Origin of the sequence: Thalassospira profundimaris WP0211 (assembly GCF_000300275.1) — a bacterium.
Classification (GTDB): Bacteria; Pseudomonadota; Alphaproteobacteria; order Rhodospirillales; family Thalassospiraceae; genus Thalassospira; species Thalassospira profundimaris.
This window is the reverse complement of record NZ_AMRN01000007.1, coordinates 117,104-141,033: the sequence shown is the minus strand read 5'-3', so window position 1 is coordinate 141,033 and position 23,930 is coordinate 117,104. Positions and strand designations below refer to the sequence as shown.

24 protein-coding genes and 1 tRNA gene are annotated in these 23,930 nt (G+C 54.0%); 19 read left to right on the top strand and 6 right to left on the bottom strand.

Annotation, left to right across the window (positions count from 1 at the left end; all coding sequences use genetic code 11):
- The first annotated feature begins 100 nt into the window (after positions 1-100).
- The 5 genes from plsX (at position 101) to TH2_RS14035 (ending at position 3,279) form a co-directional block, all read left to right on the top strand.
- Entirely contained in the window at positions 101-1,180 is a 1,080-nt protein-coding gene (plsX, locus tag TH2_RS14055) for a phosphate acyltransferase PlsX (RefSeq protein ID WP_051007644.1), read from the top strand.
- A gap of 41 nt (positions 1,181-1,221) precedes the next feature.
- The gene (locus tag TH2_RS14050) at positions 1,222-2,193 is read left to right on the top strand and encodes a beta-ketoacyl-ACP synthase III (RefSeq protein WP_008891098.1); all 972 of its coding nucleotides are present in this window, start codon (positions 1,222-1,224) and stop codon (positions 2,191-2,193) included.
- 155 nt (positions 2,194-2,348) lie between these two features.
- Positions 2,349-2,639 (top strand): integration host factor subunit alpha, encoded by a 291-nt coding sequence (locus TH2_RS14045; protein WP_008891097.1) that lies wholly within the window; start codon positions 2,349-2,351, stop codon positions 2,637-2,639.
- 12 nt (positions 2,640-2,651) lie between these two features.
- Positions 2,652-3,134, top strand: a complete 483-nt coding sequence (locus tag TH2_RS14040; RefSeq protein ID WP_008891096.1) for a MerR family transcriptional regulator — start codon at positions 2,652-2,654, stop codon at positions 3,132-3,134.
- A 68-nt stretch (positions 3,135-3,202) separates the two neighbouring features.
- Positions 3,203-3,279 (top strand) — tRNA-Pro (locus TH2_RS14035).
- Between the two features lie 46 nt (positions 3,280-3,325).
- On the opposite strand, the gene TH2_RS14030 is transcribed toward TH2_RS14035, so the two are convergent.
- Both TH2_RS14030 and TH2_RS14025 read right to left on the bottom strand, forming a co-directional pair.
- Complete coding sequence (locus TH2_RS14030; RefSeq protein ID WP_008891095.1) at positions 3,326-3,904, bottom strand: histidine phosphatase family protein; 579 nt, start codon at positions 3,902-3,904, stop codon at positions 3,326-3,328.
- A 118-nt stretch (positions 3,905-4,022) separates the two neighbouring features.
- A complete protein-coding gene (locus tag TH2_RS14025; RefSeq protein ID WP_008891094.1) occupies positions 4,023-4,268 on the bottom strand; it encodes a hypothetical protein in 246 nt (81 codons plus the stop codon).
- Between the two features lie 103 nt (positions 4,269-4,371).
- On the opposite strand from TH2_RS14025, the gene cutA reads away from it, so the two are divergent.
- Positions 4,372-4,728: a divalent-cation tolerance protein CutA gene (cutA, locus tag TH2_RS14020; RefSeq protein WP_008891093.1), complete on the top strand. Its 357-nt coding sequence runs from the start codon at positions 4,372-4,374 to the stop codon at positions 4,726-4,728.
- Between the two features lie 63 nt (positions 4,729-4,791).
- Positions 4,792-5,352, top strand: a complete 561-nt coding sequence (locus tag TH2_RS14015; protein ID WP_008891092.1) for a septation protein A — start codon at positions 4,792-4,794, stop codon at positions 5,350-5,352.
- A gap of 83 nt (positions 5,353-5,435) precedes the next feature.
- Here TH2_RS14015 and TH2_RS14010 read toward each other — a convergent pair whose 3' ends face one another.
- A complete protein-coding gene (locus tag TH2_RS14010) occupies positions 5,436-6,641 on the bottom strand; it encodes a bifunctional 2-C-methyl-D-erythritol 4-phosphate cytidylyltransferase/2-C-methyl-D-erythritol 2,4-cyclodiphosphate synthase (RefSeq protein ID WP_008891091.1) in 1,206 nt (401 codons plus the stop codon).
- A 116-nt stretch (positions 6,642-6,757) separates the two neighbouring features.
- Between TH2_RS14010 and ccsA the strand changes: the two genes are divergently transcribed.
- The 12 genes from ccsA (at position 6,758) to TH2_RS13950 (ending at position 20,880) form a co-directional block, all read left to right on the top strand.
- Positions 6,758-7,564 carry a cytochrome c biogenesis protein CcsA gene (ccsA, locus tag TH2_RS14005; RefSeq protein WP_008891090.1) on the top strand — a complete coding sequence of 269 codons (807 nt, stop codon included), beginning with the start codon at positions 6,758-6,760 and terminating at the stop codon, positions 7,562-7,564.
- A gap of 275 nt (positions 7,565-7,839) precedes the next feature.
- On the top strand, positions 7,840-8,850 hold the full coding sequence (gene dusB, locus TH2_RS14000; protein ID WP_008891089.1) for a tRNA dihydrouridine synthase DusB: 1,011 nt from the start codon (positions 7,840-7,842) through the stop codon (positions 8,848-8,850).
- Between the two features lie 56 nt (positions 8,851-8,906).
- Positions 8,907-10,052, top strand: a complete 1,146-nt coding sequence (locus tag TH2_RS13995) for a two-component system sensor histidine kinase NtrB (RefSeq protein WP_008891088.1) — start codon at positions 8,907-8,909, stop codon at positions 10,050-10,052.
- A complete protein-coding gene (gene ntrC / locus TH2_RS13990) occupies positions 10,049-11,497 on the top strand; it encodes a nitrogen regulation protein NR(I) (RefSeq protein WP_008891087.1) in 1,449 nt (482 codons plus the stop codon). Before TH2_RS13995 ends, ntrC begins: the two co-directional genes overlap by 4 nt.
- Positions 11,494-13,770 (top strand): sensor histidine kinase NtrY-like, encoded by a 2,277-nt coding sequence (locus TH2_RS13985; RefSeq protein ID WP_008891086.1) that lies wholly within the window; start codon positions 11,494-11,496, stop codon positions 13,768-13,770. Before ntrC ends, TH2_RS13985 begins: the two co-directional genes overlap by 4 nt.
- Positions 13,771-13,817: 47 nt before the next feature.
- Complete coding sequence (gene ntrX, locus TH2_RS13980; protein ID WP_008891085.1) at positions 13,818-15,197, top strand: nitrogen assimilation response regulator NtrX; 1,380 nt, start codon at positions 13,818-13,820, stop codon at positions 15,195-15,197.
- A gap of 42 nt (positions 15,198-15,239) precedes the next feature.
- Positions 15,240-16,619 (top strand): Trk system potassium transporter TrkA, encoded by a 1,380-nt coding sequence (gene trkA, locus TH2_RS13975; protein WP_008891084.1) that lies wholly within the window; start codon positions 15,240-15,242, stop codon positions 16,617-16,619.
- A gap of 63 nt (positions 16,620-16,682) precedes the next feature.
- Positions 16,683-17,369 carry an HAD family hydrolase gene (locus TH2_RS13970; RefSeq protein WP_008891083.1) on the top strand — a complete coding sequence of 229 codons (687 nt, stop codon included), beginning with the start codon at positions 16,683-16,685 and terminating at the stop codon, positions 17,367-17,369.
- A gap of 121 nt (positions 17,370-17,490) precedes the next feature.
- Positions 17,491-17,748, top strand: a complete 258-nt coding sequence (gene hfq / locus TH2_RS13965; RefSeq protein WP_008891082.1) for an RNA chaperone Hfq — start codon at positions 17,491-17,493, stop codon at positions 17,746-17,748.
- Positions 17,708-19,087, top strand: a complete 1,380-nt coding sequence (gene hflX, locus TH2_RS13960; protein WP_157194120.1) for a GTPase HflX — start codon at positions 17,708-17,710, stop codon at positions 19,085-19,087. Before hfq ends, hflX begins: the two co-directional genes overlap by 41 nt.
- A 14-nt stretch (positions 19,088-19,101) precedes the next feature.
- The gene (locus TH2_RS13955; RefSeq protein ID WP_008891080.1) at positions 19,102-19,929 is read left to right on the top strand and encodes an inositol monophosphatase family protein; all 828 of its coding nucleotides are present in this window, start codon (positions 19,102-19,104) and stop codon (positions 19,927-19,929) included.
- 81 nt (positions 19,930-20,010) lie between these two features.
- The gene (locus tag TH2_RS13950) at positions 20,011-20,880 is read left to right on the top strand and encodes an AraC family transcriptional regulator (RefSeq protein ID WP_008891079.1); all 870 of its coding nucleotides are present in this window, start codon (positions 20,011-20,013) and stop codon (positions 20,878-20,880) included.
- A 31-nt stretch (positions 20,881-20,911) separates the two neighbouring features.
- Here TH2_RS13950 and mazG read toward each other — a convergent pair whose 3' ends face one another.
- The 3 genes from mazG to TH2_RS13935 form a co-directional block, all read right to left on the bottom strand.
- Complete coding sequence (gene mazG, locus TH2_RS13945) at positions 20,912-21,736, bottom strand: nucleoside triphosphate pyrophosphohydrolase (protein WP_008891078.1); 825 nt, start codon at positions 21,734-21,736, stop codon at positions 20,912-20,914.
- Between the two features lie 159 nt (positions 21,737-21,895).
- Positions 21,896-23,401 carry an aspartate kinase gene (locus TH2_RS13940; RefSeq protein ID WP_008891077.1) on the bottom strand — a complete coding sequence of 502 codons (1,506 nt, stop codon included), beginning with the start codon at positions 23,399-23,401 and terminating at the stop codon, positions 21,896-21,898.
- Positions 23,402-23,484: 83 nt separating this feature from the next.
- The gene (locus TH2_RS13935) at positions 23,485-23,886 is read right to left on the bottom strand and encodes an ectoine synthase (RefSeq protein WP_008891076.1); all 402 of its coding nucleotides are present in this window, start codon (positions 23,884-23,886) and stop codon (positions 23,485-23,487) included.
- Positions 23,887-23,930: the final 44 nt, after the last annotated feature.

Sequence of the window (23,930 nt, the reverse complement as noted above, 5' to 3'; positions counted from 1 at the left end):
TAATTACGGGCGTTCCGGCCCATTGATGACAAGCTTTGCCTATTGGCTTGCCTGCCGGATACCCGGTTCAGAGATTTTAGAACAACCATAAGAGAATACGTTGCCTGAACAGGTTTGCATATCACTTGACGCGATGGGAGGAGACCACGCGCCTGAGATGGTTTTGGCTGGTGCCGAAATTGCGCTCAAGCGTTTGCCCCATCTCAAGTTTCTGATGTTTGGTGATGAAGCGAAACTCAAACCGCTTTTGGCCAAATATCCATCACTGGAAGCTGTCAGCGACATCCGCCACGCTTCGCAGGAAGTCATGATGGAAGACAAACCTTCCGTCGCGCTTCGCCAGCGCCGTGATTCCAGCATGCGTCTTGCCATCAACGCCGTTAAAGAGGGCGACGCACAGGGTGTCGTGTCTGCCGGGAATACCGGTGCGCTGATGGCAATGGCCAAGTTCGTTTTGAAAACTGTCCGCGGCATCGATCGCCCGGCAATCGCCACCTATATGCCGACACAGCGCGGCGAGACGGTGATGCTTGACCTTGGCGCAAACATCGAATGTGACGAACACAACCTTGTGCAGTTTGCCCTGATGGGGGAAGTGTTCACACGGATCCTGTTTGGTCTTGAAAAACCGTCTGTCGGTTTGCTCAACGTTGGTATCGAAGAACTCAAGGGGAATGAGTCGGTCAAGAAAGCCGCAGCGATTTTGCGCGACATTGATCTGCCGATCCGTTTTGAGGGCTTTGTTGAAGGGGATGACCTGGCCAAGGGTACGGTCGATGTGATCGTGACTGATGGGTTTACCGGCAACGTCGCGCTTAAAACCGCAGAAGGTACTGCGCGTCTGCTGGTGCATTTCCTGCGCGAGACGTTCAAAAGTTCGTTCTTTGCCAAGATCGGTTATCTTCTTGCCCGTCGTTCGCTTCAGCGTTTCCGTGATCGCATGGATCCGCGCCGTTACAACGGGGCCATGTTGCTTGGCCTGAATGGCATTGCGGTCAAAAGCCATGGCGGCACCGACGCGCTTGGTTTTTCCAACGCCATCGGGGTTTGCCACGATCTGATCGTTAACAACCTCAATGACAGCATCAAGCACGAGCTTGCACTATTTGAAGAGGCCATGAGCGGCCTTGAAAATGCGGAGCAAGAAGACGTTGCCGTTCCTGTTGGTCAAGCCAACTGATTAACCCACCAGAAAAACAGAAAACCGGCGGTCCCCAAATCATGACAACTCGTTCTCGCATTATTGGTTGCGGTTCATATTTGCCTGCAAACGTTGTAACCAATGATGATCTGGCCAAGCGCGTTGACACGTCAGATGAATGGATTGTTGCCCGTACGGGCATTCGTCAGCGCCACATCGCGGCCGAAGGTGAAACCACCAGTGATCTTGCCTTTGCTGCTGCCAAAAGCGCGATGGAACATGCCGGTGTCACATGTGATGACATCGATCTGATCATTGTTGCGACCGCGACCCCGGACAACACATTCCCGGCCACAGCCACAAAGGTGCAAAATCGCCTTGGGGTCAAAGGGTTCGCCTTTGATGTGCAGGCTGTTTGTTCTGGCTTTATCTATGCGCTGACGACGGCGGATATGTATATCCGTAACGGTCAGGCCAAAACCGCGCTTGTTATCGGGGCGGAGACTTTTTCGCGGATCCTTGATTGGGAAGATCGCCGGACTTGCGTGCTGTTTGGCGATGGTGCGGGGGCTGTCGTCGTGCAGGCCGTTGAAGGCCAGGGCACGATCGAAGACGTTGGTATTCTTGCCAACCGTCTGCATTCTGACGGCAGCAAGTATGAGCTTCTTTATGTCGATGGTGGACCGTCCGCGACCCAGACCGTCGGGCATTTGCGCATGGAAGGTCAGGAAGTGTTCCGCCACGCTGTGACAAACCTTGCCAGTGTTATCCGCGAAGTTCTGGCCGATACCGGCCTTGAGCCGGGCGATATTGACTGGCTGGTGCCGCATCAGGCCAACCAGCGCATTCTCGATAGTACGGCGCGCAAGTTTGGTATTTCCAAGGATAAGGTGGTTGTGACGGTTGATCGTCACGCCAACACGTCTGCGGCGTCAATCCCATTGGCACTGGCCGAGGCGGTCCATGATGGACGTGTCAAACGCGGTGATATTGTCGTGCTCGAAGCCATGGGCGGCGGTTTTACTTGGGGCGCATCGTTAATGCGTTGGTAAAGCCGGACCATTTGTACGGAATGACACAAATTCACGTGAAATTCTTAATTTTCACAACATTCCGTCAAAAAGCATTGTATCCTGTTGATATTGAGTGATTTCGCTACCAGATATAGCCTTGTAAATTAAGTCCCGTAATTAGGAGGCGGCCTGTCATGTCGGAAACAACGATTACCCGTGCGGATCTCGCGGAAGCCGTTTATCAGGAAGTTGGTCTGTCGCGGAATGAATCCGCCCAGCTGCTTGAAACTGTTCTCGATGAAATTTCATCGGCACTGATCAAGGACGAAGTTGTAAAAATTTCCTCTTTCGGAAGTTTCTCTGTTCGTCAGAAAGGTCAGCGTATCGGACGAAACCCGAAAACGGGTGAAGAAGTACCGATCCTTCCGCGTAAGGTGCTTGTCTTCCGGCCTTCACAGGTCCTGAAAGCCCGAATTAACGCTTAAGAAAAAGAAGTCATGAAAACGAACTTGGGGGCTGCGGCGGGAACTTCCCGCCGGACAGCAAAGTCTGACTCTGCTTTTCGCACAATTAGCGAGGCTGCAAAGGAGCTTGGTCTTCAGCAGCACGTCCTGCGGTTCTGGGAATCCAAGTTTCCCCAGATCCAGCCGATGAAACGGGCAGGGGGCAGACGTTATTATCGTCCAGAAGACATTGATTTCCTTGCCCATATTCGCACGCTGCTGCACGACCAGGGCTTTACGATCAAGGGGGTGCAAAAGCTCCTTGATCAGAACAAGGGCAAGTTGCCATCGGAAATCGCTGTAACCGGCCAGGACACAGAAACAGGCGCATCGGATATGGCGCCTGGTTCCACTATGTCTGGAATGACCAGTGTCTCCGGTCCGGACAAAACAGCGCTGAAAGCTGTTTTGGGCGAACTCGAAGAACTTCAGGCGATCCTGCGCACAGGCCTGCAGGACGTTAAAAAAAATCCATAAAAACCATTTGCGTCTTTGGCGTGGCGCCGCTATTTATCGAGCCGCGCCAAACGGCGCAACTCTACGGTCGGAGCGTGGCGCAGCCTGGTAGCGCACCTGCATGGGGTGCAGGGGGTCGGAGGTTCGAATCCTCTCGCTCCGACCAATTATCTCCCCTTTGATATTATTGCGAAAAATCGCATCTCGGTATGCTACGGCATCAGACGCGCAAGTACGTCTATGTCCGTGCCGTTATCCGCCATCCTGAACAGAATGATTTCACCCGACCGCGGGAAAATGTCGGTCAGGGCGGTGATGTTCACCTGATGGGTCACCAGTAACAGCTTTTCATCACCGGAAAGGCTGGCAAGCTTTGCTTTGATTTCGGCGGTCTGTGCCGCTTCTGTGCTGCGATTGCGGAAAAAGGAATTCAGTGCTGGCTCCTCGGTCACCGGACCAAGATCAAGCAACTGCGCGGTATCAACGCAGCGACACCACTGGCTTGTCAGGATTGAGGTTAGTTCAATCCCCATCTCGCGGATGCGATCACCGGTTTGACGTGCTTGTTGGCGGCCGGTGTCGTCCAGATTACGCTGTGTCGTGCAATCGCCCAGGGTGAAGTTCGCCGGATCGCCGGTGCCCGGCGCAATGGCATGGCGCATCAAGGCATGAACACCGTCAGACTGCCAGATCTGCCATGCTTCGTCGGATGCGGCAGCCGCCTGCGGAAGGCTCAGTAATGCCCCCAGAACAGTAACCACCCGGAACATGTTTCGCAGCAATATCGGCATGATCTTTACCCATCTGTTGCCGTCAGCAAGATGAGTCTGATACCCGCAATCATCGGGATCGGATCAGATCGGTCAGGATTTTACGGCATTTGCAGGCCAAGCTTAGGGGGAGCGTGCGTTAACTGCCTGCGCTGGCGACCCGACGCCCTTCATCAGTCAGCTTGCAGATCAGCCAATCGGGCTTGACAGGGTTGTCAAACCACGGTGCCGCCCAGCCATGATCAATACAGCTTCGAACCGTTTTTTCGCTGATCTGTTTGCCATTGCCGTCAAAAAGCGGCAATTTGCCACCGGGCTGGCTAAGACCACGGCGCAGCCATTCAAGCTGCACATCGGTCGGTTTCGAATGTTTTTTCCCCGTCATCGGTACTCCTCGCACCGTTATGATATGATTGGTGATACAAACATCGGATGTTAGGTCCTGACCCTGATCAGTGTGACGGATTATCAACCATGGAGCAATCGCAATGACGCCAGAAGAGTTCCAACCAAGTGAGATGTCATTTCTGTATGTTACGGTGCCGGACATGGATATGGCGCGTGTGATTGCGGGTGGTGCTATTCGCGAAAAACTGGCGGCCTGTGCCAATGTCTTGCCTCATATGACGGCGATCTATGAATGGGATGGCGATGTCGAGGAAGAAACCGAGGTGGTGGTTATCCTTAAAACATCAAAAACAAAGGCGCTTGAATTGGCGCAATGGGTCGAAGATCACCACCCTTATGAGGTCCCCTGTATTCTTGAACTCCCGTTGGGGCGTGGCAATCACGATTATGTTTCATGGCTGCAAACCCAATTGGGATCCGGATCACGGCTGATGTGATTGCATATGGCGGGCATGCCCCCTAGGATGGCGCAAATTTATTCCATGGGATGATACGAGTTAATGAACCAGCTTACCAAAATGGCCCTCGAAATGGGGCCGTTGGTCCTGTTTTTTGCGGTGAATGCAACGACCAACCTGATGACAGCAACGGCAGTGTTTGTCGCCGCCACCGTCGTCGCACTCGCGACGTCATATGCGCTGGCGCGAACCATCCCGGTGATGCCGCTGATCGGTGGGGTGTTTGTCATCGTGTTTGGTGGTCTGACGCTGTATCTCGATGACGAATTGTTCATCAAGATCAAGCCGACCATTGTGAACTTGCTGTTTGCCAGCATCCTGTTTGGCGGACTGGCAGCAAGAAAACTGTTCCTGAAGCTGGTTCTGGAAAGCGCGTTCAAGGCAACCGATGAAGGTTGGCGCATTCTGACCTGGCGTTGGGCATTCTTCTTTGTGTTCTTGGCCGTGGTCAATGAAATCGTCTGGCGCAATTTCTCCACCGATACCTGGGTGGCCTTCAAGGTATGGGGCATTATGCCGATCACCATGGTGTTTGGCATGGCGCAGGTGCCGGTGCTGATGAAACACCAGTTGCCAGAAGAAGGCGACAAGGCCGCGTCCTAAGCTGCCGTTGAGCGCATATATCCTTTAAATGCAAAAGGGCAGGATTTTGATCCTGCCCTTTGTTTGTTGGTCTTCGCGGTTGATCAGTTGATCGGAAGGGCAACACTGACGGCCGCCTGTGCGGCAATGCCTTCTTCGCGCCCGGTAAAGCCAAGTCGTTCGGTCGTGGTGGCCTTGACGTTGACGCGGTCCACATCAATCCCAAGAATTTCCGAGACTTTCTGGCACATTGCCGGGGTGTGTGGCCCGATTTTCGGACGTTCACAGATGAGCGTCACATCGACATTTACAATCCGCCCGCCACGCTTGCGCACAAGGTCTGCCGCGTGTCTGAGGAAGATGTCAGACGCTGCACCTTTCCATTGCATGTCGCTTGGCGGGAAGTGTTGGCCAATGTCACCTGCGCCAATCGCACCCAAAATGGCATCGGTCAGGGTGTGCAGGCCGACATCGGCATCGGAATGGCCTTCAAGGCGCGCGCTGTGCGGGACTTTTACCCCGCAAAGGATGCAATGATCCCCCGGTGCGAAGCGGTGAACATCAAATCCGGTGCCAGCCCGATATTCTTCTTGCGACATGTGCGCTGTTTCCTTGTCTGTCGTATTTGCCCAGCTTTGTGCCCGGCCAAAATCATCGCGATGGGTGATCTTGTCATTGTTGGTGGTGCCGGCAACGCAGATCACATCAAGCCCGGTGGCCTCAAGCAAGGCTGCATCGTCGGTGAATTCCTGGCCTTCGAATTTCTGATGCGCATCGAGAATCGTTTTGAAATCAAACCCCTGTGGGGTCTGGGCACGTTGCAGGGTTTCGCGTGCAATCGTTTTGGTGATGACGCCATCCCGATCTGTCTGCTTGATGGTATCCGCCACGGGCAGGGTGGGTATCGCCCCCGGATGGGTCTGAAGTGCTGTCATAACCCGATCAATCACATCATCGGATATCCCCGGGCGTGCTGCGTCGTGGATCAGAACGATATCCGGACCCTTGGCCTCAAGGGCGCGCAATCCGTTCAGAACCGATTGCTGCCGGGTGTCACCACCTGGCACCGGCGCGGGGAGCGACCCGGTTGCATTCAAGGTCGCAGTTGCGCTTTCATACCAGTCCTGATGGGCTGGATTATAGACCACCTGAATAAGGTCGGGATCGGCATGTCGTGCAAAGCATTCGATGCAATGTGCAAGAATGCTTTTGCCGCCAAGCATGTGATATTGTTTTGGTATCGGGTCGCCAAATCTGCTACCGCTGCCGGCAGCGACGATGACAACGCCTGTTTTTTGGGTCATAAACATAAAGCCATGGCTTGTCGTGAGTGCGCCGCAGGCTATCTTTCTGCGGAGGTTTTGCCAAGTCGGCAAATGCAATATCGGGGTCGCGATTGATCCCGGAGACTGAAACGGGTTTCAAGATGCTTGCAGCATATATCCATATCCTTGCCCTGTTGCCCCTGACCGGACAGATCATGCGCCCTGAACCACAGCGCGATATCTGGCTTTATGCATCCATTTGTCTGGCGGCTGTCGGCACGATGGTGTTGCTGGGGGTTACCGGTGAGGAAGTTCAGTCGCGTGGATTTGCCGCGGCCCTGCATTGGTCGGAACTAACCGTAATCCTGATTTTTGGTGGGCTGGTAATTTGCAAAGGCCCGCATCAGGTCTGGCGATTGGCCGGGTATATCGGCGGCTATCTGCTTCTTTTCGCGGTTTTGGCGGCGGTCTTCCGGGTATTTGGTAACAACGTTGCCGAAACCGTGGATGGGCCGGCACTTTATTCCGGTTGGCTTTGGGCGCATATCGGTAGCTCCCTGATCACCTATGCGCTTGTGACTTTGGCAGCGATTGCCGCGATGGCTTATGTCGTTCAAGAATACGCCCTGAAAAAACGCAAGCCGACCCGCTGGAGCCGACGTCTGCCGCCGCTGCGCGACAGTGAATACATGTTGGTCGGGTTTTTGAAATGGTCGGCCTGGATCCTGATCATCGGAATCATTTCAGGCTTTGCGCTTCGGTATGTTGAAGGCCAGAGCCTGTGGGAAATCGACCACAAGATGCTGCTGACCTTGCTGGGTTTTGCGACCATTTGTGTGCTGATCTTTATCCATGAACGCTCCACCTTGCGCGGGCGCATGGCTGTACGCTTTGTTCTTGGCGCCTGGTTGCTTCTGACTTTGGCGTTTCCGGGCGTTCGGTTGGTAACCGGCTATATTATCGGCTAGCCCCAAAACAGGGCGACCAGATAGCCCTGCCAGATTGTGGCTTGCTCAATTTTTACGATCATCCTTTTGATGTATGCATAATTGCTAGTCATTATTGGGGCATGGGCAGGCATTCCTGATCGGATGGTTAGTCCCGACAATGTTGAACTTTCGTCGGATTTTCCTAGAGTTTTCAGGTTTGAAACAACGATAATTGCAACAACAGGCTGAGAGTTGTTGCATGTCGTGGCCAGTTTTATTAATCTGCCCAAGTTTTAGGCAATTGGAATTCCTTCATGTCATTGCAGATCAGTTCTGTACATGTGCCAGAGAATGTTGTGCTGGCACCGATGTCAGGTGTGACTGACCTTCCGTTTCGGCAACAGGTCCGCCAGTTTGGCGGACATCTTGTTGTGTCCGAAATGATTGCGTCGGATGCCATGACCCGCATCCAGCGGCATGAAAAAGAAGTCCGTAAAATGCATGGTGATTGTGCTGCTGAAAGCCCGCTTTCGGTTCAGCTTGCAGGCACCGAACCCGAAGAAATGGCCGAAGCGGCCAAGATGAACGAAGCCCGCGGGGCCATGATCATCGATATCAATATGGGGTGCCCGGCCAAAAAGGTGACCAAGGGCTATGCCGGCTCGGCACTCATGCGTGATGAAAAGCTGGCTGCCGATATTATCAAGGCGACGGTGGATGCGGTGTCGGTTCCGGTGACGTTGAAAATGCGTCTTGGCTGGGATGATGATAACCGCAATGCCCCCAAGCTTGCCCGCATTGCAGAGGATCTGGGGATTGCGATGCTGACCATTCATGGGCGCACGCGCTGCCAGTTCTACAAGGGTGATGCCGACTGGGATGCGATTGCACTGGTCAAAGACGCGGTGTCGATCCCGGTACTTGGCAACGGTGATGTAAACAGCGAAGAAGATGCCAAGGAACTTTTGGAGCGGTCCGGTGCAGACGGGGTCATGATCGGACGTGGGGCGCAGGGGCGTCCATGGTTCCTTGCACAGGTGTCGCACTATCTTGCGACGGGGAAAAAGCTTCCGGCGCCAACACTTGAAATTCAGCTCCAGACCATCCTGCGTCACTATGATGCGATGATTGATCATCATGGCCGTCAGGGTGTGCGCATCGCCCGCAAGCATCTGGCGTGGTATTGCAACAGCCTGAGAAATGCGACGGAATTTCGTCGCATTGTCAATGTGTTGGATGACCCAGCCGAAGTCAAAAATCAAATCCGGTCGTTCTACGAACCGTTGATCGAAAACGAAATCAAACTGGATCAGGCAGCCGCCTGATTACCTCATAACAATAATATGGCGACGGTCAAAAACTGTTGTCGGGGAAGATATGCATGAGACTGGGATTTGGAAAAGGCAATGGGGTCGACCCGACCGGCGTTCTGAACGCGATTGCGAGTGCTGTTGTCGTGGCCAACCGGGATGGCAAAATCAAGTTTGTCAATCAGGCCACCGAGCAACTGTTTAACACCAGTGCCGCCGTGTTGTGCCGCAGTGACCTGACGGATTTCATCCCGCAGGACAGCCCGGTTTTTTCCCTGATCAGACAGGCCGTTGATGAGGCAACCCTGGTTGCCGATCATAATCTTCTGATCGAAAGCCCCAAAATCGGTAAGCACACGGTTAATCTGACGGTTGGCTCAATGCCTGATGACAGCGATTGTGCGGTTCTGACCTTTGAGCCACGCTCGATCGCGCAAAAGATCGACAACCAGTTGCTGAGCCGAAATTCAGCACGCTCTGTCAGTGCCATGGCGGCCATTCTGGCGCATGAAATCAAGAACCCGCTTTCGGGTATTCGTGGTGCCGCGCAATTGCTTGAGCAAACCAGCAACGAAGATGATCGTGTGCTGACACGCCTGATTTGTGATGAAGCCGACCGCATTGTCGAACTCGTTGACCGGATGGAGATTTTCTCTGACAAGCCGCTGGAACGCGGGGCTGTCAATATCCATACGGTTCTTGAGCATGTGCGTCGTCTGGCGGAAAACGGCTTTGCCAAGAACCTGACATTCGAAGAAATTTACGATCCGTCCTTGCCGCCGGTATTTGGCAATCGTGATCAGCTTGTTCAGGTGTTCTTGAACCTGATCAAGAATGCCGGTGAGGCCGTCGATCCGAAGGACGGTGTTATTACAATTTCGACCCGCTATCAGCATGGTATCCGCCTTGCCGTGGCCGGTGGTGACGCGCGCGTTCACCTGCCGCTGGTGGTGTCGGTGCGTGATAACGGGCCGGGTATTCCGCAAGACATGCGTGAAAGCCTGTTTGACCCGTTTGTGACGACAAAACCGACCGGATCGGGACTTGGCCTTGCGCTGGTTGCGAAAATTATCAATGACCATGGCGGTGTGATTGAAGTGAAAGATGTACCCGGGGGAGGTGCAGAGTTTCAAATCATGCTACCGATTTACAATCGGGCATTGGCCGAGGGGGCCGCTGATCCGATCATAATCAATAACAGGGAAGAAACCGCATGAGTACGAGCCCTGCGAGAATTCTGGTTGCCGACGATGATCGGGCCATTCGCACTGTCCTGACGCAGGCATTGTCGCGTCAGGGACACGAAGTCCGCAGTACTGGCCATGGCCGCACACTTTGGGACTGGATCGCCGATGGGGATGGCGATCTGGTGATTACCGATGTGATGATGCCTGACGAGAACGGGCTGGATATGGTGCCGCGCATTCGCAAGCTGCGCCCGGACCTTCGCGTTATTGTCATGAGTGCTCAGAATACGCTGATGACGGCGGTGAAGGCCGCCCAGCGCGGTGCGTTTGAATATCTTCCAAAACCATTTGATCTTAATGAGTTGATGGGGATTGTTGATCGCGCACTTGAGACGCCGCAGGCCAATGAAACCGGTAAGTCCGAGGATGAGGAGGGCGATGATCGCCTGCCACTGATCGGTCGTTCGCCGGCGATGCAGGAAATTTATCGTGCGCTGGCGCGTTTGATGAATACCGACCTGACGGTGATGGTGACCGGCGAAAGCGGTACGGGCAAGGAACTGGTTGCGCGCGCACTGCATGAATATGGCGGACGCCGTCATGGTCCGTTTGTTGCCATCAACATGGCCGCCATCCCGCGCGAACTGATCGAAAGCGAGCTGTTCGGTCACGAAAAAGGCGCCTTTACCGGTGCAAACGAACGCAAAGTCGGCCGGTTTGAACAGGCCGAGGGCGGCACGCTGTTTCTTGATGAAATCGGCGACATGCCGCTTGAAGCCCAGACCCGTTTGCTGCGTGTTTTGCAGGAAGGTGAGTACACCCGCGTTGGCGGGCGTACACCCATTCGGGTCAATGTGCGCATTGTTGCAGCCACGCACCGTGATTTGCGCAAGCTGATCCGTGAAGGCACGTTCCGTGAAGATTTGTTCTATCGCCTGAATGTCGTGCCGATCCGTCTGCCGTCGCTGCGTGAACGGCTGGAAGACATTCCGGAACTGGTCAACCACTTCCTGATGCAGGCCAGCGAAGAAGGTCTTCCGCGCAAGACGCTGTCGTCCGAAGCGATGGCGCGCCTAAAAGCGCACCGCTGGCCGGGGAACATCCGCGAACTTGAAAACATGGTGCGTCGCCTGACGGCACTTTATTCGCATGATGTCATCGGTGTCGATGTCATCGAGACCGAGTTTTCCGAGAATAATATCAGCGAAGCCGCACCGACTGCGGAACCACAGTCGCTTTCAGAATCCATCGAACGCCATGTTCGCGAATATTTTGATGCCCATGATGACGATCTGCCTGCCAATGGTCTTTATGATCGCATTTTGCGGGAAATGGAGCGTCCGCTTTTGAATGTGACGCTGGAAGCAACACGGGGCAATCAGGTCAAGGCCGCAGAGGTTCTTGGCCTTAACCGCAATACGCTGCGCAAGAAAATCCGTGATCTTGGACTGGAAGTCGTCAGGGGCACGAAATGAACAATACCGACCGTTCGATCTCCAACCGGTTCTTGCGGTCGGGCTTTGTACGGTTTCTGGGGCGGCTGGGACAGTCACGGCGCTTTGCGTTCGGATTGGTAACGGCTGCCCTTGTTTCGGTAACGGCGACCTATCTGGCGATGACGGGGACAGCGCCATTCCGGCCTGACCCGCGCCTGATTTTGTTGCTGCTAAACATCGACCTTGTGTTGGTGTTGCTGTTGGCGACCCTTGTGGCGCGCAAGCTTGTCCAGATTTGGGTGGAACGTCGGCGCGGGGTTGCCGGGGCCAAGCTTCATACCCGTATGGTTCTTATGTTCTCGCTGGTGGCGGTGACGCCAGCGATTGTGGTTGCGATATTCTCGGCACTTTTCCTGCATTTCGGTATTCAGGGCTGGTTTAGCGACCGCATCAGAACCGCCGTTGAAGAAAGTATGGTCATCGCCGATGCCTATTTGCGCGAACACCAGGAACTGATCCGCGCGGATGCCTTGGCAACCACCAGTGACTTGCAGCGTTTCGGGGTCAATTTTTCGACCAGTCCGGACCGCATTTCGAACTTTCTGACCGATCAGGCGCTGGCGCGCGGGTTGCCGGAAGTGATGATGGTCGACGGATCGGGTCAGATTATCGCCCAATCCGAATACAGTTTTTCCTACGATACCAATCAGGTTTCGGTGCCACCGGAAGTCTTTGACGAAGCACGGCAGAAAGACGTCGTTCTGATGATCGGTTCAAGCGATAACCGCATCCGCGCAATCGCCAAGATCCCAAGCTTTATTGACGCCTTCTTGCTGGTCGGTCGTTTTGTCGACCCCAACGTTCTGGATCGCATCGACAAGGCACGGCGTGCAGTTGATGCCTATGAAAGTCTTGAGGGTGAACGTTCGGGGATTGTGATTACCTTTGTCATGATCTTTGTTCTGATTTCTGTTGTGCTGCTTTTGGCGGCTGTGACGTTGGGGCTTATGGTGGCAACCCGTTTGGTCCAGCCTGTGTCGCAGTTGATTACCGGTGCGGAACGCGTGCGCGACGGGGATTTGTCTTTCCGTGTGCCGCTTGACGGGCAGGGGGATGAACTTGAAGCGCTTAGCCGGGCGTTTAACCGGATGACAGCCCAGCTTGAAACCCAGCGCAATGAATTGATTGCAGCCAACCGGCTGAATGATGAACGGCGGCGCTTTACCGAGGCCATCCTTGGCGGGGTTACCGCCGGCGTGATTGGCCTTGATCCGGCACGCAAGATTGATCTTCCAAACCGCAGTGCATCGGATCTTCTTGGTGTTGATCTTGAGGATTATCTGGCACAGGAACTGACCGACGTTATTCCGGAGTTTCAGCCACTGTTTGACGATTTTGCCCGCGATGGGGATCGCAGCAAGCCACGCCAGATCGAAATCCGCCGTGATGGTGTCAACCTGACACTGATGGCGCGTGTGACAGCGGAATGGGCCGATGATGGCACGGTGTTTGGCTATGTCGTGACCTTTGACGATGTCACGGAACTTCAGACCGCACAGCGTATGGCGGCCTGGGCTGATGTCGCGCGCCGTATCGCCCATGAAATCAAAAACCCGCTGACACCGATCCAGCTTTCAGCAGAACGTTTGAAGCGCCGGTATCTAAAGCAAATCACCGATGATCAGGAAGTCTTTACGACCTGTACGGACACCATCATCCGACAGGTGTCCGATATCGGGCGGATGGTCGACGAGTTTTCCAGCTTTGCCCGCATGCCATCACCAACCATGCGATTGGAAAACATCGGAGAGCTGGTGAAAAGTGCGGTCTTCCTGCAAAAACAGGCGCACAGCAATATCACTTATGATTTTGACCGCAGTGGTATCGAAGATCTGCAAATTTCGTGTGATGCGCATCAGGTCAATCAATGTCTGACAAATACGCTTAAGAATGCGGCAGAAGCGATTGAAGGCCGTGAAAAGCCGGCAGAGGGTGAACTGCCACCTGGCAAGATCGAGATTTCAGTCGCGGTGTCGCCCGATAATCAACGCGTTTTCGTTGCGGTGTCGGATAACGGCAAAGGTCTTCCGGCAGAGCATCGCGAGCGCCTGACCGAGCCTTATGTCACCACCCGATCGAAGGGAACCGGGCTTGGATTGGCGATCGTAAAGAAAATCATGGAAGACCATGGTGGAGAGCTTATACTCTCCGACGGCGTTGAAAGCGGAGCTACGATTACGCTATCTTTCCCAAAGGTTGTAGAAGCCGAAATTGATAGTGTGGCTTCGGACGCACATTCCTCAGGCAATTGATTTAGTTGTCAAAATCGAAACAAGAAAAAGATTGATTTGGTCACGACATGGCGCACGACATTCTTATTGTCGACGATGAAGAAGATATCCGGGCTCTGATATCAGGCATCCTCGAGGACGAGGGTTATACAACCCGTCAGGCAGGATCAAGCCAAGGCGCGCTGTCAGAGGTTGCAGCACGTCGACCAAGCCTTGTGGTGCTTGATATCTGGATGGATGAAAGTGATCACGATGGCATCGAGACGCTTAAGCTGATCAAGCGCGAACACAGCGAAGTTCCGGTGGTGATGATTTCCGGTCACGGAAATATTGAAACCGCGCTCGAGGCATCGCGCATTGGTGCCTATGACTTCATCGAAAAACCGTTCAATACTGACCGCCTGTTAATGGTGGTCGAACGCGCCATTGACGATGCGCGCCTGCGTCGTGAAAACCGCGAACTGACTTTGCGGGCCGGTGGTGATACCGAACTTGTTGGCAAATCGTCGGTTTTGAACAACTTGCGCCAGTCCGCCGAACGGGTTGCGCGTACCGGCAGCCGCATTCTGATCCATGGCCCGGCCGGATCGGGCAAGGAAGTTGTCGCGCGCCTGATCCATCAGAAATCCGCCCGTGCGGAAGCACCGTTTGTCGTGCTGAACTGTGCCAATATTTCGCCCGACACCATGGAAGAATCGCTGTTTGGGGCGGTTGCGACTTCGGATCGTGAGGCGCGCACAGGTGTGCTTGAATTGGCCCATGGCGGGACCTTGTTGCTTGATGAAGTGGCAGATATGCCGCTCGAAACCCAGGGCAAGATTGTCCGGGTTTTGCAGGATCAGACGTTTGAACGCGTTGGCGGATCGGTTCCGGTCAATGTTGATGTGCGCGTTATCGCAACGACTGCACGCGATCTTGAACAACGCATCGCCGAGCAGAAATTCCGCCAGGACCTTTATTACCGCCTCAATGTTGTGCCGCTTGAAGTGCCATCCTTGCAGCAGCGTCGGGAAGATATTCCGATGTTGGCGGAAATGTTCCTTGATCGGTATGCCGATGCGACCGGTCTTCCGAAACGGAAACTCTCGCCCGAAGCAATGGCAACCCTGCATGCCTATGATTGGCCGGGCAATGTCCGCCAGTTGCGCAATGTCATCGAAAGATTGATGATCATGGCGCCCGATGATGATGACAAGGTTGATCTGATCAGTGGTAAAATGCTGCCATCAGAGCTGTTTTCTGACGTGCCGACGTCGCTAAGTTTTGACAAGACCAGTGAAATCATGGCATTGCCGCTCCGCGAAGCGCGGGAGATGTTTGAAAAAGAATATCTCCAGACACAGATCGACCGTTTTGGCGGGAACATCTCCAAAACGGCAAGCTTTGTCGGCATGGAACGCTCAGCCTTGCATCGCAAGCTGAAAAGCCTTGGTGTGAACGGGCAATAAGCCCAAACTCATCATGGACTGTTGTGAACGGGAGAATTCGAAATGAAGGTCATCATTTGCGGCGCCGGGCAGGTGGGGTTCCACATTGCCAAATATCTGGCTGCGGAAAACAATGATGTAACCGTGATCGACCAGTCCGAAGAACTGGTGCGCAAGATTTCCGACACGCTTGAGGTCAAGGGTATCATTGGTTTTGGCTCGCACCCGGATGTGTTGCAACAGGCCGGTGCCGAAGAGGCAGATATGCTGATCGCAGTGACCTTTGCCGATGAAGTCAATATGACAGCCTGTCAAGTGGCGCATTCGCTGTTTAACGTGCCAACCAAAATTGCCCGTATCCGCAGCCAGACTTATCTGCAGCCGGAATGGGCCAGCCTGTTTGGCCGTGAAAAGCTTCCGATTGATGTGGTGATTTCGCCCGAGATGGAAGTCGCGCGCGCGGTTGCACGCCGCCTTCAGGCACCCGGTGCGTTCGACATGATCCCGTTTGCCGATGATAAGGTGAAAATCCTTGGCATTCGGTGTAGCGACGATTGCCCGGTGATCAACACGCCGTTGCGTCAGCTTCATCAGCTTTTCCCGGATCTCAACATCTCGATCCTTGGCATGATCCGCGGTGACAAGGCGGTCTATCCCAAGGGCGACGATCAAATGCTGGCGGGCGACCTTGTGTATCTTGCTGTATCGAGCGATCAGGTGGATCGCGCAATGTCGGCCTTTGGTCATGAAGATCCCGAAGCACGCCGAATTGTGATCTTTGGCGGCGGGAACATCGCATTGTTCCTGGCCGAGGAAATCAACAAGAACTTCCCGGGTGTGACCACCCGACTGGTCGAAGCCGATCCGGAACGTGCGCGCTATGTCGCGCAGAAATTGCCAAAGAAAAGCGTTGTTCTGCGCGGGGACGTTCTTGATCCTGAACTGCTTGAAGAAGCCAATGTCGGCAATGCCGAGGCTGTTGTTGCGCTGACCAATGATGATGAAACCAACATTCTGGCATCACTTCTGGCCAAGCGGTATGGCTGCCCGCGTGCGCTGACGCTGATTAACAAAAGTACCTACAACTCGCTGGTTTCCGAACTTGGCGTGGATGTGGTGATTAGTCCGCGTATGACGACGGTGTCGACCATCCTGCATCATGTGCGCCGCGGCCGTATTCGTGCCGTGCACAGCTTGTCAGAGGGCTTTGGCGAGGTTCTTGAGGCAGAAGCCCTTGAAACGGCACCAATCGTTGGCAAGGCGATCAAGGATATCGCAATGCCGGCAAGCGTGGTCTTTGGGGCCATTTTGCGCGATGGCGAAGTTGTGATGCCGCGCGCCGCCACCGTGATCGAGGCCAACGACCGGATTGTCGTATTTGCCGGGTCAGAACAGATCAAGAAGGTCGAAAAGATGTTCGCTGTTCGTCTGGAATACTTCTGATAAATCAAATCGTTGCTGTAATCCTCATACAATATATTCCCGATCTTGCCACCGGAAGTTCAAATGTCTGATCAATTGCCCCATCCGCCAAAGGCCGTCATTTTTGACTGGGATAACACCCTTGTCGATAGCTGGGGGACGATCCAGGCGGCCCTTAACATGACATTTGACGATTTCGGGCTTGAGACATGGACGCTTGACCAAACCAAGCAGCGTGTCGCGCGCTCGATGCGTGACAGTTTTCCGATCTTGTTTGGTGAAGATCGCTGGGAGCAGGCCAAAGACAGCTTTTATGGTCATTTCCAGTCTATTCACCTTGAAACCCTGATGCCGCTGGCCGGGGCGCATGATTTGTTATGTGCACTGCGTGATAACGGCACCTATATCGGGGTGGTCAGCAACAAGAACGGGGATTTCTTGCGCAAGGAAGCCGATCACCTTGGGTGGACACCATTTTTTGGCAAGATTGTCGGTGCAACCGATGCCGCCAAGGACAAACCGGCACCCGATCCGGTGCATCTGGCAATGGGCGACTCTTCGGCGCCGCAATATGAGAATCTGTGGTTTGTTGGCGACAGCGTGGTCGATATTCAGTGCGCGCGCAACGTCGGGGCGACTGCAATTCTGATTGGTGATGAAATTACCGGTCACGGCGATACGCAGAATTCCGCGACTCTTAGCCCTGATTGGCATTTCGCTGATTGCGGGGCGCTTGTAGGGGTTGTAAAAGGCTTCTCGAAAGTCTTATAGTTCATAGAGGTCATTAAAAATGGGGCCGGAATCGTGACAGACCTTTAAGTCGACGGTTCCACATTTTCCTTGACCGCCCGAAACCAAAAAAACGCTCATAAAAGAAGGCTAGGTCTAACCGATGGCGGAAAAATCACAGAATGTTCAGGACGTCTTCCTGAATTATTGCCGTAAAAACAAAACGCCGGTTACCGTGTTTCTGGTCAACGGAGTCAAATTGCAGGGCATTATCACCTGGTTTGACAATTTCTCTGTTTTGCTGCGGCGCGATGCTCATACCCAGCTCGTATACAAACATGCGATTTCGACGGTAATGCCGACGACGCCGATCAAACTGTTTGATCCGAGCCAGCCTGCGACGGAAGAAGAAAATAGCTGAAGAATCTCTGACTTCGGGGGGCGGCGATACGCCAGAAGCTCCCCGGGTCCTAGTTTTCCACCCGGAACTAAAACGCGCAGACCAGACCGGTGCTTGGCGCGACGCATCGTCGCGTCTCGAAGAAGCGGTCAGTCTTACGGGTGCACTTGATTTTGAAGTGGTGGGCGCGGAAATTGTGCCCATCGCGAAATTGCGGCCTTCAACACTGTTTGGCAAAGGCGTTACCGAACGTCTTGGTCTGCAGATCAAGGCCATTGAGGCCGACATTGTGATGATCAACGGCCAGCTTTCCCCGATCCAGCAACGTAACCTGGAGCGCGAGTGGAAATGCAAGGTCATTGACCGGACCGGCCTGATCCTTGAAATCTTTGCTGATCGCGCGCGGACGCGTGAAGGTCGTTTGCAGGTTCAACTGGCACTGCTGAGCTATCAGCGCTCGCGCCTTGTCCGGACCTGGACCCACCTTGAACGTCAACGTGGTGGGCGTGGATTCCTTGCCGGTCCCGGTGAACGTCAGATCGAGATCGACCGTCGTTTGATCGGTGACAAGCTTGCCAAGCTCCGTCGTGAGCTTGAGGAAGTCAAACGGACGCGTGAACTTCATCGCGAAGCACGCCGTCGGGTACCGTATCCGATTGTGGCCCTTGTCGGTTACACCAACGCCGGTAAATCGACGTTGTTTAACCAGCTGACTGTGTCCGAGGTGTTTGCCGAGGATATGCTGTTTGCGACGCTTGATCCAACCATGCGTGGTTTGATCCTGCCAAGTGGTCGGAAGGTTATTCTTTCTGATACCGTGGGATTTGTGTCCGATCTGCCGCACGATCTCGTCGCGGCGTTCCGTGCAACGCTTGAAGAAGTTCTTGAAGCCGACCTGATTGTCCATGTTCGCGATGTGGCATCGCCGGAAACCGAAGAGCAAAAGCTTGATGTGCTTGAAGTTCTTAAGGAGCTTGGGCTTCAGAAGGCGATTGACGGCGAGGAACTTGTCGAAGCGCTGAATAAGATTGATCAGCTCAAAGGCGAAGAACTGCAAGCCGTTTCGGAATATTCTGCGCGCCACGACAACACGATCGCGATTTCAGCCATCAAAGGGACCAATTGCGACGCATTGCTGGGCCTGATTGAAGACCGGCTGACCGAAGATATGCCGGTATTTGAGCTTTGCGTGCCGTATTCGGATGGCAAATCATTGGCGCGGCTTTATGAGCAGGGCGAGGTTTTGAAACGCAACGAAGGTGCCGACGGCATTTCGGTTCAGGTGCGCGTCGATACGACCCGCGTTGGCCGTTTCGAAGACTGGTGTGCAAAGGCCGGGCTCGATGTTCATCTGGTTTGATAGGGAGAGAGCGCGTGGCGATTAAAGTCGATATGGACAAAGTGACCGAAATCATTCGGGAAGTGTCGGCTGCTGAAATTGCCCCGCGTTTTGGCCAGTTGGACGATGCCGATATCGATACCAAGACCCATGCAATGGATCTGGTGACGATTGCTGATACCGAAGCCGAACGCGTTCTGACCCGCCGTTTGACCGATCTTTTGCCGGGCAGCCGCGCACTTGGCGAAGAAGCCGCCCATGAAGACCCGACTTTACAGCAACGGATTTTTGCCGGGGATGATCCATTCTGGATCATTGATCCGGTAGATGGCACCAAGAACTTCGCCCATCACAAACAACCGTTCCGTTGCATGGTCGGCCTTTATGCGGGCGGTGAAACCGTTGCTGCCTGGATTGTTGATCCGATTGAAGGTGCAGCAACCGTTGCAGAATTGGGGTCGGGCACGCGTTACAAGGATCAGCCTGTTTCGGTGCGTTCAAACATTACCAAGGCCTCTGATGCCAAAGGTTTTCTGATTTCATACGCCCGGGACCGCATTCGCAAGCATTACGGACATCTCGATTTCTTTGCCGATGTTGCGCATTATTCCTGCTGTGGTGCCGAGTATGAGGAAACAGCGCGTGGGGCGTTTGATTTCTGTGCCTATCGGACACTTAAACCCTGGGATCATGCCCCCGGTACATTGCTGGTGCGTGAGGCCGGTGGCTATGCGCGTTACATTACATCGGATGCAGACAACGAATATAATGCCAATGCGACCGCTGCCGGGCTTTTGTGCGCCAGTTCCGAAGAACTTTGGACCGAGATCAACGAAATCCTGAAGCCGTTATTCCCTGCATAACGACGTTGCAAGACCGCAAGATTTGTCAAATCAACGCGTGCTAGCGTTTTCGAACTGCACAACAAACTGCATGAGAGAACGATGAATAAATTGCATGCCCGGAAATCCTACCAGGAACGTCTTGCCCGCGTGCAGGGCTATATTCATGATCATCTTGATGAAGAGCTTGATCTGAACAAGTTGGCGGAAATCGCCTGCATGTCGCCGACCCATTGGCATCGCATTTATCACGGTGTTTTTGATGAGACCATTGCGGCAACGGTAAAGCGTGTGCGTCTTCACACAGCGGCTGGAATGTTGGCCAACAGTGCAATTGCAATCGAAGATGTCGGCAAGAGATGCGGGTATCCTAACCTGCAATCCTTTACGCGCATCTTTTCGGATTGCTATGGCATGCCACCAGCGCGATATCGCAAGGAAGGCAGCCATGCGAAGTTCCTGAACGCCCTTGAGGACCAAGGTGCTGTCATCAGCGGCCCTTGGGATGTTGAGATTCGGAACGTCCCGGAATTGTCGCTTCTGACGATCGATCATCATGGATCCTTCATGCAGATCGGCGAGGCGTTCGACCGGTTGTTTGGATGGCTGGCGGTACGGAACCTGATCACACCGGATGCTAGATTGATTGGGGTTTATCACACAGATCCGGGCAGTTACCGCGAAGAAGACCTGTTTTCGAAAGCAGGAGCATTGCTTTCAAGCGCAACGGCAATCGAACTGGAAGCGCCGGTGGAACAAACAACCGTTGCGGCGGGACGATATGCCTGCCTGCATTACAAGGGGCCATATGCCGATATGATGGCAGCCTATTTGTGGTTGTTTGGCAAGTGGTTGCCACAGTCTGGTGAGGAAGCGCGCGAAGGCCCGGTTTTTGAGGAATATCTCAATAATCCGCGCGAAGTGGCACCAACGGAATTGCGAACCGAAATCTATATGCCGCTGGAAGATTAGATCGAAAAACTTTGACGGGACAGGTGTGGGATCACACCTGTCCGCGTTCGGTCTTTTTCGCCAAATCCCAGAGACTATCCATTTCAGCCAGATCTGAGTCCGCAGCCGTGCGGCCGTCGCGCGCGAGTTCGTCTTCGATGAAGTGGAAGCGTTTGGTGAACTTATGGTTCGCTCCGCGAAGCGCCACTTCGGGATCAACACCGATTTTGCGCGCCAGATTGGCCATCACAAACAGCATATCGCCAAGTTCATCCTGCAGGCGGGTCGGATCCGGGTTTTCGGTCATTTCGGCTTTGAGTTCGTCGATTTCTTCGTGAAGCTTGTCAAAGACTTCTTCGGTGCTGGGCCAGTCGAACCCGACACGCGCGGCACGTTTGGTCAATTTTTCTGCCCGCATTAACGCGGGCAGGGCGCTTGCGACCCCATCAAGGGCGCTGTGGCGTTCGTGGCCTTTGTCTTCTGCCTTTCGGGCGCGTTCGGCGGCCTTGATCTTTTCCCAAGTCTGATTGACGCTATCGGTCGTCGTGGCATCCCCGTCGCCAAATACATGCGGATGGCGGCTGATCATTTTTGAAACGATGCTATTGGCGACGTCTTCGAACTCGAAATGACCGGCTTCCTTCGCCATCTGGGCATGGAACACCACCTGCAACAGCAAATCTCCCAACTCGTTGCAAAGCTCTGGCATGTCATTGTCTGCAATCGCATCAGCCACTTCGTAGGCTTCTTCGATGGTGTAGGGGGCAATGGTGGAGAAATCCTGTCCCAGATCCCACGGGCAGCCACCATCGGGGTTGCGCAGCTTTGCCATGACGTCGAGGAGTTCGTTGATGGCTTTGCTGTTATGCGTGGTCATGGTCGATGTCCCGTCTGTTTTGCTGGTGTGCCCCGTTTATCCTTTAAGTCCTATCGCGCTGCATCAAAACTGACAAGCATATGATCAAGGCAAAACAAAACCCGCAAGGCCAATGCGGCACTTGCGGGTTTTGCTGTGATGTTCGGATGCCCTTTTGGCTTATGCAGCCTTGAGCTTTTCCTGTTTTTCGGTTCTGTCATCCTTGGTTTTCTTGGATGACGCACTTTCTTCTTTTTTGCCTTCGACGAGGCCGCGATGCAGCGCAACAATCGCTTTGTTGAAGTCGCCTTCGGCAACAACAAACTGCAGATCAACGCGGCGGCTCGGATAGTGGGATGCCACCAGCTCAACACCGGCATCATCAAGGATCGATACCGCGCGGGCGAACAGACCCGGCTGTTCGATGTTGGCACCAATCACTGAGACAATCGCGACCTTACGGGTCTGAACGGTTGCCTCTGGCTGATTTGCCTCGATCTCGTCAACGCAGCGGCGGATCTGCTTAAGCGGTGCCGACACGTAATGCGTAATCGTATTGGCGTTCAGGTTCTTGGTAACGGTCGGGACCTTGTAACGTTTCAGAACGTTCAGGATCGCTTCCTCGCCACCTGGAACACCAACCATATCCTGATTGAAGACTTCAATCTCGAACGCGGTCGGAACGCCAGTCACGATTTCAACACGGCTGTTTTCCGGCTCCCAATGATCGTCAATAACCGTGCCCGGATGTTCCGGTTCAAAGGTATTGGCAATCCGCAGCGGAATATCGTTCTGACGAAGGCCTTTGGCCGCACGCGGGTGGATGGCTTCCATGCCCATGTTCGACAACTGATCGGCCACGTCATAGCTGGTGCGGCCAATCGGGCGCACAGCGTCTTCGCCGACGATGCGCGGATCGGCGCTCGACAGGTGGAATTCCTTGTGAATGATCGCTTCGCGCGCCTGGGTCAGGCAGGCAATGCGCGAGAACGTCACTTCACTATAGCCACGGCCATAGATGCTCATGAGGCCTTCGCTGCACTGGGCATAGCCAGTCGCAATGGCAAGCTGCTTGGAAAGGTCGATGTCATCAAACACCTTTCCAATGCGACCATCAAGGGTAGAGGCCTCTGGCTCACGCCAGCCCGAAAGATCGGCAAAGACCGCATTCACACCCTTGGCGCGCAGGAGAAGCATGGTGTTGTGCGCACTATGGGCTTCACCAATGGCTGAGAGCATTTCACGTACGGTCAGAAGATGCTTTTCAAGCTTGAAGTGACCGAAGCTGCATAGACGATGAAGATCCATCAGGCAGCTGCGGGTGCCTTCAATGCGTTCCTGCACAAAGGCATTGGCAAGCTTCTGTTCCGGCGCGTCGCCAAAAATTTCTTCGTTAATGGCGCACATCTTTTCGGAGACCTTGGTCAAGGCATCGCCCCAGGCCCAATCGGTTTCCGAGCCGGCGTAAAGCTGATAGACGCCCGGTTCACCGGTCTTTTTGTTTTCCAGCAAAAGGTCGGTAAAACCGCCATATGCCGAAACAACAAAGACACGGTTGTAAAGTTCGTCTTCCTTACGGTTGCCGACAAGAATGTTGTCCATGACCGCATCAACCTGGGTCATCGACGTACCGCCGATCTTGTGAACGCTATGCCCTGCGTCCTTGTTTTTCTGGGCTGAAAGCATGTTGCCTCCTTTAGGGGCGTTTCCTTTAAAGAATATGCTTTAAATGGTCGGGCAGTCGTTAGGTGCCGCCCGACCAGAAATTGTTAGCTTGCGAGTGCTTCGCCATCGAGCGGATAAACACCGTTCTCGTCATGCACTTCACGGCCATTCAGCGGCGGGTTGAAGGCACAGGCAACTACCATGTCCTCGGTGCCGCCGCGCAGATAGTGGCGGTCATGCTTGTCGAGGATGTAAACCGTGCCCGGCTCGATCTTGTATTTCTTGCCGTCAGCAATGGTTTCAACTTCGCCGTTGCCCGAGATGCAGTAAACCGTCTCGAAATGGTTGGCGTAGCAGATCTCGGTTTCGGTGCCGGCATAAATGGTGGTGATGTGGAACGAGAAACCCATGCCATCTTCGGCAAGCGACAGACGGGTGCTTTCCCAGTTGTCCGAAACCACGCGGCGACCGGATGCTTCACATTCTTTCAGAGTACGAACAATCATTTTTAACTCTTTGATATAATTAAGTTGTGGGGTCGGGCGACGCA